The organism is Streptomyces sp. NPDC127119, from assembly GCF_042677425.1.
Taxonomy (GTDB): Bacteria; Actinomycetota; Actinomycetes; order Streptomycetales; family Streptomycetaceae; genus Streptomyces.
In genome coordinates this window covers 26,741-39,428 of record NZ_JBHXTO010000090.1, presented here as the reverse complement: position 1 = coordinate 39,428, position 12,688 = coordinate 26,741, and the positions used below count along the sequence as shown (strand labels likewise).

Annotated in this window: 13 protein-coding genes; 5 read left to right on the top strand and 8 right to left on the bottom strand. The window is 71.5% G+C overall.

Going from position 1 to position 12,688, the window contains the following annotated elements; translation table 11 throughout:
- Window positions 1-972, top strand: a 972-nt coding sequence (locus ACFVH5_RS30100; protein WP_385836857.1) for a hydrolase, incomplete at its 5' end; no start/stop codon positions are given.
- A 70-nt stretch (window positions 973-1,042) separates the two neighbouring features.
- Here the strand turns inward: ACFVH5_RS30100 and ACFVH5_RS30095 are convergent.
- The 6 genes from ACFVH5_RS30095 to ACFVH5_RS30070 all read right to left on the bottom strand — a co-directional run bounded on the left by ACFVH5_RS30095 (window position 1,043) and on the right by ACFVH5_RS30070 (window position 6,622).
- Window positions 1,043-1,762: a sigma-70 family RNA polymerase sigma factor gene (locus ACFVH5_RS30095; protein ID WP_385836856.1), complete on the bottom strand. Its 720-nt coding sequence runs from the start codon at window positions 1,760-1,762 to the stop codon at window positions 1,043-1,045.
- Window positions 1,763-1,927: 165 nt separating this feature from the next.
- Complete coding sequence (locus ACFVH5_RS30090; protein ID WP_385836855.1) at window positions 1,928-2,701, bottom strand: hypothetical protein; 774 nt, start codon at window positions 2,699-2,701, stop codon at window positions 1,928-1,930.
- A 171-nt stretch (window positions 2,702-2,872) separates the two neighbouring features.
- Window positions 2,873-3,496, bottom strand: a complete 624-nt coding sequence (locus tag ACFVH5_RS30085; RefSeq protein WP_385836854.1) for a hypothetical protein — start codon at window positions 3,494-3,496, stop codon at window positions 2,873-2,875.
- Entirely contained in the window at window positions 3,493-4,386 is an 894-nt protein-coding gene (locus tag ACFVH5_RS30080; RefSeq protein ID WP_384799607.1) for a carbohydrate ABC transporter permease, read from the bottom strand. Before ACFVH5_RS30080 ends, ACFVH5_RS30085 begins: the two co-directional genes overlap by 4 nt.
- Window positions 4,383-5,324, bottom strand: coding sequence for a carbohydrate ABC transporter permease (locus ACFVH5_RS30075; protein WP_385836853.1), 942 nt, complete (start codon window positions 5,322-5,324; stop codon window positions 4,383-4,385). Before ACFVH5_RS30075 ends, ACFVH5_RS30080 begins: the two co-directional genes overlap by 4 nt.
- A complete protein-coding gene (locus ACFVH5_RS30070) occupies window positions 5,321-6,622 on the bottom strand; it encodes an ABC transporter substrate-binding protein (RefSeq protein ID WP_385836852.1) in 1,302 nt (433 codons plus the stop codon). Before ACFVH5_RS30070 ends, ACFVH5_RS30075 begins: the two co-directional genes overlap by 4 nt.
- Window positions 6,623-6,689: 67 nt before the next feature.
- Between ACFVH5_RS30070 and ACFVH5_RS30065 the strand changes: the two genes are divergently transcribed.
- Complete coding sequence (locus ACFVH5_RS30065) at window positions 6,690-8,129, top strand: Gfo/Idh/MocA family protein (protein ID WP_385836851.1); 1,440 nt, start codon at window positions 6,690-6,692, stop codon at window positions 8,127-8,129.
- A gap of 52 nt (window positions 8,130-8,181) precedes the next feature.
- Complete coding sequence (locus ACFVH5_RS30060; RefSeq protein ID WP_385836850.1) at window positions 8,182-8,622, top strand: SRPBCC family protein; 441 nt, start codon at window positions 8,182-8,184, stop codon at window positions 8,620-8,622.
- Window positions 8,623-8,760: 138 nt separating this feature from the next.
- Here ACFVH5_RS30060 and ACFVH5_RS30055 read toward each other — a convergent pair whose 3' ends face one another.
- The gene (locus ACFVH5_RS30055) at window positions 8,761-9,360 is read right to left on the bottom strand and encodes a TetR/AcrR family transcriptional regulator (RefSeq protein ID WP_384799622.1); all 600 of its coding nucleotides are present in this window, start codon (window positions 9,358-9,360) and stop codon (window positions 8,761-8,763) included.
- Window positions 9,361-9,450: 90 nt separating this feature from the next.
- Between ACFVH5_RS30055 and ACFVH5_RS30050 the strand changes: the two genes are divergently transcribed.
- Together ACFVH5_RS30050 and ACFVH5_RS30045 are read left to right on the top strand one after the other, a co-directional pair.
- Window positions 9,451-10,545 (top strand): saccharopine dehydrogenase NADP-binding domain-containing protein, encoded by a 1,095-nt coding sequence (locus tag ACFVH5_RS30050; protein ID WP_385836849.1) that lies wholly within the window; start codon window positions 9,451-9,453, stop codon window positions 10,543-10,545.
- A gap of 145 nt (window positions 10,546-10,690) precedes the next feature.
- Window positions 10,691-11,350 carry a TOPRIM nucleotidyl transferase/hydrolase domain-containing protein gene (locus tag ACFVH5_RS30045; protein ID WP_385836848.1) on the top strand — a complete coding sequence of 220 codons (660 nt, stop codon included), beginning with the start codon at window positions 10,691-10,693 and terminating at the stop codon, window positions 11,348-11,350.
- A 35-nt stretch (window positions 11,351-11,385) separates the two neighbouring features.
- Here ACFVH5_RS30045 and ACFVH5_RS30040 read toward each other — a convergent pair whose 3' ends face one another.
- Window positions 11,386-12,549 carry an XdhC family protein gene (locus ACFVH5_RS30040; RefSeq protein WP_385836847.1) on the bottom strand — a complete coding sequence of 388 codons (1,164 nt, stop codon included), beginning with the start codon at window positions 12,547-12,549 and terminating at the stop codon, window positions 11,386-11,388.
- Between the last annotated feature and the right edge of the window lie 139 nt (window positions 12,550-12,688).

The following is a 12,688-nucleotide window of genomic DNA, read 5'->3' as shown; positions in this document are numbered from 1 at the left end:
TCGTACGACATCCACCCCTCGAACGTGCAGATCGAGCCGGGGCGTGCGGCGTTCGTCAAGACGACGCTGAAGCCGCGCCAGATCATCTGGTTCGGGTCGAAGGAGTCCCGGCCCTACACCCTCGCCGTCCAACGGTCCGGTGTGGACCCGATGGACGTCGAAGGCACCTACGTCCAGAAGGGCTTCCTGCCGCGCTGGCTCGCCACCTTCCTCGGCATCTTCATGGCACTCGCCATCACCTTCGTGATGCTGTGGATCGCCTACAAGCCCAGCGTCCGCAGCTCCGCCACCGAGAAGATCCAGGAAGCCGGCATCAGCACACTGGCACCCTCCCCCTCACCGACCCCCGAGGCGCCGAAAGCCCCGTCCTCCGTCCCCACGGCACCCCCGGCCGCGACCGAGACGCAGAAGGCGGGCGGAGCCGGGGGTGGAGGCGGGGGCGGCGGTTCCGAGGACGAGGAGACCAAGGCCCCGGAGCGGACGGCGGCCACCGCCGTCCAGAAACTCGCCTCCCAGGACCCGACCGGACGGCACATCTGCTACCGGGCCTACGTGTCCGGCAAGGGCTGGACCGACGCCGTGTGCGACGGCGAGACGGCCGGCACCGTGGGCGAGGAGACGCCGCTCAAGGCCGTCAACATCGCCGTGTCCGGAACCAAGGGCACCAGCAGCGCCGCGTTCGTCCACGACCCCGGCTCCACCAACGGTGAAGGGCACTTCCCCGAGCCGTGGTCGGGCGCCGCCGACGGTATCGACAACTACGTCGGCAGCACCAAGAAGGACGCGCCGAACATGCTGGGGCTCACCATCAACGTCGGAGGCGGCAGCAGCAGCGTCTGCCAGACCGCCCACGTCCACAACGACGCCTGGCTCGGCCTGGAATGCGACGACCCCAAGTCCGGGTTCGACTTCACCTACGCCGGCACCCACAACAACGACCTCTGGCTCGAAGCGATCAAGCTCACGGTGTGAACCACCGCGGACGGAAGGGGGTGCCGGCACCGGTTGCCGACACCCCCTTCCGTCCGCTTCGTCAGCTTCGTCAAGCAGCCAGGGCTGCGGGTGTGGTGGCGAGTGCGTCGGGTTCGGCGAGCAGGTCCATGAGGGTGGCCCGGGCGCGGGCCACCCGGGAACGGACCGTTCCCACGGGGCAGTCGCTGAGCGCGGCCGCCTCCGCGTAGGGCAGCCCCATCAACTGCGTGAGCACGAACGCCTCACGACGCTCGTCCGGCAGCGCGGCCAGCAGATCGAGGAGTACGACACCGTCGTCGAAGCCGGGCAGGCCGCGCGGCTGGGCCCGTTCGACCGCCAGCCGCCAGTCCGGTACGTCGGACAGGCGGGGCCGGGCAGCGGCGTACCGGAGGCTGTCGACCACGGCGCGGCGCGCGATGGCCAGCAGCCAGGTACGGGCCGAGCAGCGGCCCTCGAATCTGTGCAGGCTGCCGAGCGCCCGCAGGAACGTGTCCTGGGCCAGGTCGTCGGCGGCCTGGGGGTCGGCGGAGAGGTACGCGACATAGCGCACGACGTCACGGTGCAGGGCGCGCACGAAACGCTCGACGGCGTCCGGGTCGCCGCCCCGGGCGGCCAGCGCCCAGGCGGTTATCGACTCGTCGACGGATGCCGCGGTCTCACCACCACCGCCGCTTCTGTCGCTTCTGTCACTTCCGATGCTTGCGTCGCCGCTGTTGCTCGCGCCGCTTCTGTTGCTCGCGACGCCGCTGTTGCTTCCGCCGTGTGGGACGGGCGGGGCAGGAGTGATCACCAGGTGTCCTTCTCGGGTCATCCGTGATCCGGACCGACGGGCGCGTACGCGTGGTGCGCGCCCAGGGCGCGCTCGCACGTCGGTCCGGCGAGGGGGTGCGGCCGTACACGGAGGTACGGCCGAGACCCGAGGCGCGCAGGGCGACGCCTCGGGGATCCGGCTGTCTCAGCTGGCAGCGGATCCCACGGGCGGACCCCGAGAGGTGATGGCGTGGACGAGAAGGAGTCGCCGCGGCGAACGGTCGGAGGAACCGCGGCGGGCGCGAATGCGCGGGCGGTGCGGGGGCGTGGGCAGCGCGAGCAGCAGTCGCAGGGGTGCGACCAGCCGTCCGGCGACCGCGCGCAGGATGCGGAAGGCGGCGCGTTCGCCGTACGCAAGCCACAGACCGCAGAGCAGCGCGGCCAACAGGTGGGCGGCGAGCATGCCGAGCGAGGATGTTCCGTCCATGGTGTGCGCCGACTGACCCATGACATCCGAGCCCATATGGCCCGCACCTATGTGCCCGGCACCCATGTGCTCCGCGGCCATGTGGCCTGAACCCATGTGCCCCATCGACGACATGGACCCCATGTCCGCGGCCGACATGGTGGTGGCCGACATGTTCGTGGCACCCGTCGCATCCATGGCGTCCATGGAAGACATGTGCGCCGCACCCGTCCCCCGGCCGGACGCCACCGCCCCCGCGGCCGACCCCGCGAGCGAGAACGACCAGTGCAGCAGGCCCTGGGTGACGACCACCACCGACACGATCAGCGGGAGTCCGCGCTCCCGGCCGGCCAGGCACCAGCCCGCGCCGCCCGTCGCCACGGTCCCGGCGGCCATCGTCCAACAGGCCACCGGGGCGCCGGACATCAGCACGTGGCCGAGGGCGGCGAGCAGCACACAGACGACCGCGAACACCGCGGCCCGTACCGTGCGCACACCCCACCCAGCAGTCATGACGGGCCTCATCCTCGCATTCGTCGCGCGTGCGTCGTGGTGAGGTACGGGAATTGCCCCCGTCCCACCCTCAACACGCGACGCGTGATCCAGAACACATGGCAGGCCCGGAACTTCGCCCTCGTCCGAACCGACGTCCGCGCCCGCTCCCCCACATGCGCAGCCCCGGCCTCACGCGCGGGCCTCCGCCCGTGTCGGCATCCGTACGTCCACCGCCGTCAGCGCCATCGCCAGGGGACCCGGTGCCAGGAACGCCAGCGGCAGCAGCATCCACGCGCACGTCAACGACGCCGCGAGGGCGAGCAGGACGAGGCCGCTGCCGCCCGCGTCCCCGACGGAGTCCCGGGCCGCGCCGGCCACCGCCGTCCGCCAGTCGGTGAGGGACTCGGGGCGCCCGCAGGCACGCAGGCCGACGACAGCCGCGTACCCGCCGGTCGCCGCGGCGACGACGGCGAACAGCGGGGCGCCGGGCAGTCCGGCGCGGGCCAGGGCCAGGTCCGCCCAGAGCAGCAGGACGCCGGCCAGGGCCAGCGCTCCGGCCGCGAGGTCGCCGGGGCGCAGCCGTCGCCGCAGGGTCGTCAGGTACCGGCCCGCCGTGGCCGGTCGGTCCTCGCGGGCGCCGCGCAGGACCGCGCACGCCGTGGACAGCGCGGCGGGCAGGGTGACGACCGGCAGCGACGCGAGGGCCGTGCACACGCCCACGCTCAGCACGTCGGCGAACAGCGTCATGCGCGGCCCGAAGATCTCACCCGGCTCCCGGGCCTGCCCGCCGCCCGTCCCCCGGCTCCCGCTCATCCCTTGATCCCGGAGTTCGCCATGCCCTCGACCAGGAACCGCTGGAAGGCGAGGAAGAACAGCACGATCGGCAGCAGGGCGATCACCGACATGGCGAACATCGGGCCGAAGGCAGAGGTGCTCGACGCGTCCACGAACGACCGCAGGGCCAGCGTGAGCGTGAACTTCTCCGGCGAGAAGAGGTAGATCAGCTGGGTGAAGAAGTCGTTCCACGTCCAGATGAACGTGAAGATCGCCGTGGTGATCAGCGCGGGCCGGGTCAGCGGCAGGATGACGAGGAAGAAGCTGCGGAACGGCCCGCAGCCGTCGATCCGCGCCGCCTCCTCCAACTCGCGCGGCAGCCCCCGCATGAACTGCACGATGAGGAACACGAAGAACGCCTCCGTGGCGAGGAACTTGGGCAGGATCAGCGGCCAGTAGGTGTTCACCATGCCGAGCTGGTTGAAGATGATGTACTGCGGGATCAGCACGGCGTGGTGCGGCAGCATGATCGTCGCGATCATGAAGGCGAACAGCGGCCCGCGGAAGCGGAACCGCAGCCGCGCGAAGGCGTACGCGGCCAGGGAGCAGCTGAGTACGTTGCCGACGACCGCGCCGCCCGCGATGAGCAGCGAGTTGCCGAGCAGCCGCCACACGGAGACGTCGTTCACCCCGTCGAGGGCGGTCGAGTAGTTGGACCACTCCAGGCTGCCGGGCAGCAGGTCGAGGCTGGCGATCACCTCGTCGGCGGGCTTGAGCGAGGTCGCGAGCAGCCAGGCCAGCGGGTACAGCATGACGAGGAGCGCGGCGAGGGCGCCGAGGTGCAGGGCGACGCGGCGCCGGGCGACCGGTTTGCGCACAGGTGAGGCCGTAGGGGCTGTGGAGGCCGTGCTGGTGGTCGAGGTGGTCATCGGTCCCCCTCGGACGCGTAGAAGACCCAGGTGCGGGACGTGCGGAACAGCACCGCCGTGACGGCGCCGATGACGATCAGCAGGACCCAGGCCATCGCGGAGGCGTAGCCCATGTGGGAGGCGACGAAGCCGCGGTCGTAGAGGTAGAGGGTGTAGAAGAGCGTCGAGTCGGCGGGGCCGCCCTTGCCGCCGCTCACCGCGAAGGCGGGGGTGAAGACCTGGAAGGCCTGGATGGTCTGGAGCACCAGGTTGAAGAAGATCACCGGGGAGAGCATGGGCACGGTGATGGACAGGAACTGGCGCCACCTGCTCGCCCCGTCCACGGACGCCGCCTCGTACAGCTCGGTGGGGATCTGCTGGAGTCCGGCGAGGAAGATGACCATGGGGGCACCGAACTGCCACACCGTCAGCAGGGCGACGGCGAACAGCGCCCAGCCGGGCCGGTTGACCCAGCCGCCGGTGCCGAGCAGGTTGTCGACGGTGCCGCCGTCGTTGAACAGCGCCCGCCACACGAGGGCGATGGACATGGAGGCGCCGAGCAGGGAGGGCGCGTAGAACGCCGAGCGGTAGAAACCCCGGCCGCGGCGCATGGACTTGAGGCCGAGCGCGACGACGAGGGCGAGGCCGAGCTGGAGGGGCACGGCGATGACGACGTAGGTGAGGGTGGCGCCGACCGAGCGCCAGTAGCGCGGGTCCTCGGTGAACATCTGCGTGTAGTTGCGCAGGCCCACCCAGTGGGGCGGGTTGAACAAGTCGTAGTCGGTGAAGGAGAGATAGAGCGAGACGGCCATCGGGAGCAGGGTCAGCACGGCGGCGCCGAGCACCCATGGGGAGAGGAACACCCAGGCTGCGCCCTCGCGTCGACGTCCGCCGGGCCGCTTGGCGGGAACGGTCTTCGCGGCGGGGGCGGTCGCGGGAGTGTCGGTGGTGGTGGTCATGACCTCAGCTCCGCCTTCGCCTCGGTGACGTAGTCCTCGGCCGCCTCGCGGGGCGACATCCGCTCGTACGACACCTGGTCGTAGTCCCGCTGGAAGGTGGTCTGCAGCGCGCTGTCCCCCGAGGGCGGGGCCTGGGGCGGGGCGTCGAGGTCTCCTTCCAGGGACGCCTGGTAGTCGAACACCGTCCTGTCGAAGTCCTCGAGGCCGGGGGCGATCGACTCGCGGAGCGACTCGTTGACGGGGATGCCGCGGGTGGCGCCGAGGATCTTCGCGGCGTCCGGGTCGTTCAGCATGAAGTCGACGAGCTGCACGGACTCCTTCGGATGGCCCGTGTCGGCGGCGACGCCCATGAACATCGAGGGCTTGAAGTACTGGCCCGGGGTGCCGTCCTCGCCGGACGGCATCGGCGCGAGGGTGACCCCGTCGGGCACGAGCGCGACGAACCCGCTGGAGGGCGCGTCCCAGTTGCTGTCGGAGATGGCCCTGCCGCGCCCGAGCGGGGTGTTCTCGACCGTGCCGTCGAGCTGGGTGGTCTGCTCGGCGGGCGAGACGGCGCCCTCCCTGCGGAGTTTGTCGGCGAAGGTCCACCAGCGGGTCAGGTCGTCGACGGTGAAGCCGAGCCGGCGGTCCTCGGTGTAGAGGCTCTTGCCCCGGCCGCGCAGCCAGACCTCGAAGGCGTCCTCGCTCTGCCCGGGGTCGGTGGCGCCGGGCCTGCCGGTCCGTTCGGCCAACTCCCGCATGGCGTCGGCCCATTCGCTCCAGGTCCAGCCCTCGCGCGGCAGGGCGACCCCGGACTTCTTCCACTGCGCGGTGTCGTACACCACGGTCTCCGTGCCGCGGGCCTGCGGGATCGCGTACTGCTTGCCGTCGACCTTCCCGGTGGCGAGGAGGCCCGCGTCGAACTCGCCGGTGTCCAGCACGGAGCGCTGCTCGGCGAAGTCCAACAGTACGCCTCCGGAGGCGTACTGGTCGATCATGCGGTAGTCGAGCTGCATGGCGTCGGGGGCGTCGCCGCCCGCCGCCTGGGTGGCGAGCTTCTGCTTGTAGGCGTCGTAGCCGGAGAACGACGTCTGCACCTCGATCTCCGGGTGCTTCTTCTCGAAGAGGTCGACGGCCTCCTGGGTTCTGGCCGCCCGGTCCGGGTTGCCCCACCAGGTGTAGCGCAGGACCACCCTGCCACCGTGCCCGCCCGCCCCGTCCGGCCCCGAGCAGCCGGTGAGGAGCGAGCAGGACACCAGCAGCACCGTGGCCGCCGCGATGCGCGGCCGCCAGGACTTCCTTGTCCTGTTTCCGGGCATGAGTGGGTCACCTCATTCGTCAGAAAGCGCTTCCACCCCCTGCCCGACGACCCTAGGGATGGTCCTGATGTCAGAACAAGCCCCCTGCACGGACCCTTACGCGGACCCTCGCACGGACCCGTACGGGGCGGCCCGGACGGATTCCGCTTCGCGTCGCCGCTGTGCCGTGGTGGGCCTGGGCGCCCGCGCCCGGCTGTTCACCCAGGCGCTGGCCGGACCGTACGCGGACCGCGTCGACCTCGTCGGATTCTGCGACGTCAACGCGCACCGGATGGCGGTCCACAACGGCTGGCTCACGGCCGACCGTCCCGGCCGCGAGCCCGTACCGGCGTACGCGGCCGAGGACTTCGACCTGATGCTGCGGCGCGAGCGGGTGGATCTCGTGGTGGTGTGCAGCGTCGACCGGACCCACGACGACTACATCGTGCGCGCCCTGGACGCGGGCTGCGACGTGGTCACCGAGAAGCCGATGACGACGGACGCCGACCGCGCGCGCCGCATCCTCGCGGCCCGGCAGCGCTCCGGACGCGAGGTGCGGGTCGCCTTCAACTACCGCTACAACCCGGTGCATTCGGCCGTACGGGAACTCATCGCGTCGGGGGAGATCGGCGAGGTCGGCTCGGTGCACTTCGAGTGGCTGCTCGATCTGCGGCACGGCGCGGACTACTTCCGGCGCTGGCACCGGAACAAGGCCGATTCCGGCGGCCTGATGATCCACAAGTCGACGCACCACTTCGACCTGGTGAACTGGTGGCTCGGCACCGAACCGGAGACCGTCTTCGCCCAGGGCGGCCTCTTCTTCTACGGCGACGAGGCGGGCGGGCGACGCGGTCTGGCCCGGCCCTACACCCGCGCGCACGGCTCCCCCGCCGCGCAGGGCGACCCCTTCGCCGTACACCTGGCGGACTCGCCCGTGCTCGGCGCGCTGTACCTGGACGCCGAGGGCGAGGACGGCTATCACCGCGACCAGAACGTGTTCGGGCCCGGCGTGACCATCGAGGACGACATGGCGGTCCTCGTGCGGTACGCGTCGGGAGCGTCCCTGACCTACCACCTCACGGCGTACGCCCCCTGGGAGGGCTATCGCGTCGCGTTCAACGGCAGCGAGGGCCGGCTCGAACTGCTCGTCGAGGAGTCGACGTGGTCGCGCCCCGGGACACGTACCGACGCGGGCTCCGAGGCGCACACCGGCGTACGGGCCGAGGGCGCGAGCGCGGTCCTGCACGGCGCCGACGTGGGCGACGAGGCAGGCCGCACCGAACTGCTGCTGCGCCGGCACTGGGAACGGCCGCGCGAGGTGAAGGTGCCGACCGGTGAGGGCGGCCACGGCGGCGGAGACGTACGGATGCTCCAGGACCTGTTCGGCCCCCACCGCACCGCCCCGGACCCGCTGGGCCGGGCGGCGGACGCGCGCGACGGGGCGAAGTCGCTGGTGACGGGGCTCGCGGCGAACGAGTCGTTCGTGACGGGGGTGCCGGTCCGGGTGCGGGATCTGCTGGACGTCTGAGGCGGCTGCGACAACGGCGTGTTTGTCGCAGCTGTGTGCATACGATCCAGGGATGGCTCTCTTTCTTGTGTGTCGGGACACCATGTTGGACGCCGACGAGGCATGGCGGCGGCTCACCCTGTGGGAGCGGCATGCCGATGTGGTGCCGTTGACGCGGGTCCGGGTCGTCACGCTGCCGCCGCGCGGGGCGGGCACGGTGTTCGTGGCGCGTACCGGGGTGGGGCCGGTGGCGTTCGACGACCGTATGGAGGTCGTCGTCTGGCGGCCTCCCCTGGATCGCGCGCCCGGACTGTGCCGGCTCGTCAAGCGCGGCCGGCTCGTCGTCGGGTGGGCCGAGATCGAGGTACGGCCGACGGCGGGCGGCGGCTCGCAGGTGCGGTGGCGGGAGGACTTGGGGGTGCGAGGGGTGCCGCGCGTCTTCGACCCCGTGCTGGGGCGGGCGGGCCGGTGGATGTTCGGACGGGCGGTGGACCAGCTGCTGTCACATCCCTGAGGGCTGAGCCCGTCAGCCGCCGCCTGTCATGTGTGTTGGCCTGCCATGTGTGTGGGCCCGTCGTGTGTCTTTGCCTGCCATGTGTCGTGACCTGTCATGCGGCTTGACCTGCCATGTGGCTTGGCCTGTCGTGACCTGTCACGCGGGGGTCTCGTCGCCCAGGAGTCTCAGTGCCTCCGCCACCACCACCTCCAGCATCGTCTCCGGGTCCGTCGCGCGGGCGAGGAGCATGCCTCCCTCGCACAGGGCTCCGAAGACGAGCTGGCAGCGGGCCGTCAGGGCCGCGTCGGGTGTGCCGCCGGCCTCGCGTACCGCGTGTTCCATGGCCTCGCGCAGGACGCGCAGAGCGTGCTCGTACTCGATCTCGCGCACCGTCTCCCAGCCGAGGACGGACGGGGCGTCGAGGAGGACGACACGCTGGAAGCCCGGGTCGAGGCAGTGTTCGAGAAACGTGCGGGCGCCCGCGCGGAGCGCCGCACGCGGGTCGGGCGCGGCGGCTCCGGCCCGGAACAGTGCCTCGGCCAGCAACTCCTGATGGCGCACGAAGACGGCGTGGAACAGGGCCGTCTTGCCGCCCGGGAAGTGGTGGTACGCGGCCCCTTTGGTGACCCCCGCCTTGGCCGCGACGGCGTCGAGGGGCGCACCCGCGAAACCGTGGCTGCCGAACAACTCCGTCGCCGCGTCGACCAGTTGGGAGGTGGTCGCGCCGGATCGTTCGGCCTGGGTCCGTCGGACCATCCGGCTCATCAACTCCCTTGACAGGCATACCGAGGGTACGTAACTTAGCCGATCCGATTACATACCCTCGGTATGGAAGTGAGCCTCGCCATGACGGCACAGGCAACACCGGAACCGACGACGTCATCCACGACGACCCCCGCAACGGCACGCGAGACACCCCTCTTCGCGGTCTACGGCGCCACCGGACACACCGGAAGGGTCGTCACCGCCGAACTCCTCGCCCGGCAGCAGCACGTGATCCTCGCCGGACGCGACGAGCGGGCCCTGCACGCGGTCGCCGCCGAACTCGCGGCCCCGGATCTCGTACGCGTCCGGCACGCACCCCTCGACGACCGCCCCGCCCTGCGCGCGCTCGCCGAGACCGCCGACGTGATCATCCACTGCGCGGGGCCGTTCACCACGACCGGGGAACCCGTCGCCACCGCCGCGGCGGAGACCGGCACCGCGTACGTGGACCACGCGATCGAGCCGCACCACGTGAAGTACGTCTTCGACTCCCTCCAGGCCACCGCCCAGCGCACCGGAGCGGTCCTCGTCCCGCAGATGAGCTTCTACGGCGGACTGGGCGATCTGCTGGCCGCGGCGGCAGCGGCGGGACTGCCCGCCGTGGACAAGGTGACCGTCGGTTACGCGGTCACGGGCTGGCGCATGACCCAGGGCGCCGTGAACACCGCCAACCTGCTGATCGGTGAGATCGACCGCATCGGCTTCGCGGACGGGGCACAGCGGGTGGGACCCGTGGAGATCCGCAACGCGGTCTTCCCGTTCCCGCCGCCCGTCGGACCCCGTACGACGATCGTGCCCTTCCCCTCGGGGGAGGTCGTCACGGTCCCGCGCCATGTTCCGGCACGGGCCGTGGAGGTCCAGCTGACCGCCTCCACCTTCGAGGAGGAGCAGATCTTCAGCAGCGTGGACGTGAGTCCGCAGGAGCGCGCGAAGACCGAGTTCACCGTCGCGGTCCAGGTCACCGGGGCCGCCGGTGGCGGGCGCAACGCCCATGTCCGGGGGCGGGACATCTGGCGGGCCGGGGCTGTCGTCTCGGTCGAGGCCGCGCTGCGGCTGGCGGGCGGGCAGGGACCGGCGAAGACGGGCGTACTGGCCCCCGCGGAAGCCTTCGCGGCTCCCGAGTTCCTGCGCGCGCTCGCCGAGTCGGGCACCTTCGCCCTCACCCTGCCCGGCTGACGGTCACCGGGGCCCTTCCCGGCGCCCCCTTCCCTGTGTGCGTTGCCCTATGCGCGTTCCCCACGGGCCGCCCCCGGGACTCCCGCGGTACGCCTCGGCAAAAGTCTGTGGAACGAGTCCGCCCGGAGTTGCGAGACTGGGAACCATGAACGACATGGGGCGGTTCCGTCAGGCAGTCGTCCAATGGGCGGCCGGCGGCGCGGGGGCTGCGGAAGCGGGCACGAGCGCGCGGGAGGCGGCGGCCGGCGCCGGGCTGCGTACCGTCGTGCTCGTCGAGGGAGGCAGCGACCAGGTCGCCGTCGAGGCGCTGGCCGCCCGGCACGGCCGGGATCTCGACGAGGAGGGCGTCTCCGTGGTGCCGCTCGGGGGCGCCATGAGCGTCGGCAGGTTCGTGGACCTGTGCGGGCCGCAGGGACTCGACGTGCGGCTCGCCGGACTGTGCGACGTGGCCGAGGAGAGGTTCTTCCGGCGAGCCCTCGAACGGGCCGGGATCGGCTCCGGCCTGACGACCGACGGGCTGGAGTCGCTCGGGTTCTTCCTGTGCCACGCGGACCTGGAGGACGAACTCATCCGGTCCCTGGGCGCCGACGTCATCCAGCAAGTGGTCGAGGAACAGGGCGAGTTGCGCGCGTTCCGCACCCTCCAGAACCAGCCCGCACAGCGGGGATGGACCGTGGAACAGCATCTCCACCGCTTCATGGGTACGCATGCCGGCCGCAAGGCCCAGTACGCGCAGGAACTCGTCGCGAACCTGGACCTCGACCGGACGCCGCCCCCGCTGGAACGGCTGCTCGCCCACGTCTGATCGCCCACGTCCGACACACCGCGTCGGCCGGAGTGTCAGGCCACCGCCCCGACTCGCCGCATCGGCGTGGGCACGGGCATCTGCGACACGTCGTGGTGGATCGGCGTGTGTGCGCCGGTGAGCGACACCCCGCTCCCGCCCCGCCGGTTCGCGACGATCTCCGAGGCGATGGACAGGGCGGTCTCCTCGGGCGTACGGGCGCCGAGGTCGAGGCCGATGGGCGACCGCAGCCGGGCCAACTCCCGCTCCGTCAAACCCACTTCGCGGAGCCGGTCGTTGCGGTCGAGGTGGGTGCGGCGGGAGCCCATCGCCCCCACGTACGCGACCGGCAGCCGCAGCGCGAGCGCCAGGAGCGGTACGTCGAACTTGGCGTCGTGGGTCAGGACGCACAGGACCGTGCGCGCGTCGACCTCCGTGCGTTCCAGGTAGGTGTGCGGCCACTCGACGACGATCTCGTCCGCCTCCGGGAAGCGTGCGGCCGTCGCGAAGACGGGGCGCGCGTCGCAGACCGTCACGCGGTAGTTGAGGAACTTGCCGATACGGACCAGGGCCGCGGCGAAGTCGATCGCCCCGAAGACGATCATCCGGGGCGGCGGTACCGACGACTCGATCAGCACGGTGAGCGGCGCTCCGCAGCGGGAGCCCTGCTCGCCGATCTCCAGGGTGCCGGTGCGGCCCGCGTCCAGAAAGGCACGCGCCTCCAGCGCGACAGTGCGGTCCAGTTCGGGGTGCGCGCCGAAGCCGCCCTCGTACGGGGCGTCCGGGCGTACGAGGAGGGCGCGGCCCCGTAGTTCCGCCGGGCCGGAGACGATGCGGGCGAATGCCGCCGCGTTTCCTTCGGCGGCTGCGGTGAGGGCCGAGGTGAACACCTCGCGGAGGGGCGAGGAGGTGTGCACCGGGGTCACCAGGATGTCGATGATGCCGCCGCAGGTCAGGCCTACGGCGAAGGCGTCCTCGTCGCTGTACCCGAAACGTTCGAGGACGGGCTGACCGTCGTGCAGTGCCTGTTGGCACAGGTCGTAGACGGCTCCCTCCACGCAGCCGCCGGAGACCGAGCCGATTGCCGTGCCGGCGGCGTCCACGGCGAGGGCGGCGCCGGGGTGTCGCGGTGCGCTTCCGCCTACGGCGACGACTGTGGCCACGGCGAAGTCGCGGCCTTCCGCGGCCCACCGCTGCAGGTCTTCGGCAATGTCCAGCATTCTCGGTCTCCTTTTCGCTGGGGGTGCGCTGTGGCTGGGCGGGTCGTTGACAACTGCGGCCCGGTGGGCGCTGGCCGCGCCGTTCCCCGCGCCCCTTAAAAGCTGGGCTCGTCGTCGGCTGACGGTGCGTCGTGGCTGG

Excerpts from the sequence above, each read along its gene's own strand:
- ACFVH5_RS30040 (WP_385836847.1), bottom strand. The coding sequence starts at position 12,549 with ATGCTGGACATTGCCGAAGACCTGCAGCGGTGGGCCGCGGAAGGCCGC.
- ACFVH5_RS30050 (WP_385836849.1), top strand. The coding sequence starts at position 9,451 with ATGACGGCACAGGCAACACCGGAACCGACGACGTCATCCACGACGACC.
- ACFVH5_RS30070 (WP_385836852.1), bottom strand. The coding sequence starts at position 6,622 with ATGCCCGGAAACAGGACAAGGAAGTCCTGGCGGCCGCGCATCGCGGCG.
- ACFVH5_RS30060 (WP_385836850.1), top strand. The coding sequence starts at position 8,182 with ATGGCTCTCTTTCTTGTGTGTCGGGACACCATGTTGGACGCCGACGAG.
- ACFVH5_RS30065 (WP_385836851.1), top strand. The coding sequence starts at position 6,690 with ATGTCAGAACAAGCCCCCTGCACGGACCCTTACGCGGACCCTCGCACG.
- ACFVH5_RS30045 (WP_385836848.1), top strand. The coding sequence starts at position 10,691 with ATGAACGACATGGGGCGGTTCCGTCAGGCAGTCGTCCAATGGGCGGCC.
- ACFVH5_RS30090 (WP_385836855.1), bottom strand. The coding sequence starts at position 2,701 with ATGACTGCTGGGTGGGGTGTGCGCACGGTACGGGCCGCGGTGTTCGCG.
- ACFVH5_RS30080 (WP_384799607.1), bottom strand. The coding sequence starts at position 4,386 with ATGACCACCTCGACCACCAGCACGGCCTCCACAGCCCCTACGGCCTCA.
- ACFVH5_RS30055 (WP_384799622.1), bottom strand. The coding sequence starts at position 9,360 with ATGGTCCGACGGACCCAGGCCGAACGATCCGGCGCGACCACCTCCCAA.
- ACFVH5_RS30075 (WP_385836853.1), bottom strand. The coding sequence starts at position 5,324 with ATGACCACCACCACCGACACTCCCGCGACCGCCCCCGCCGCGAAGACC.
- ACFVH5_RS30085 (WP_385836854.1), bottom strand. The coding sequence starts at position 3,496 with ATGAGCGGGAGCCGGGGGACGGGCGGCGGGCAGGCCCGGGAGCCGGGT.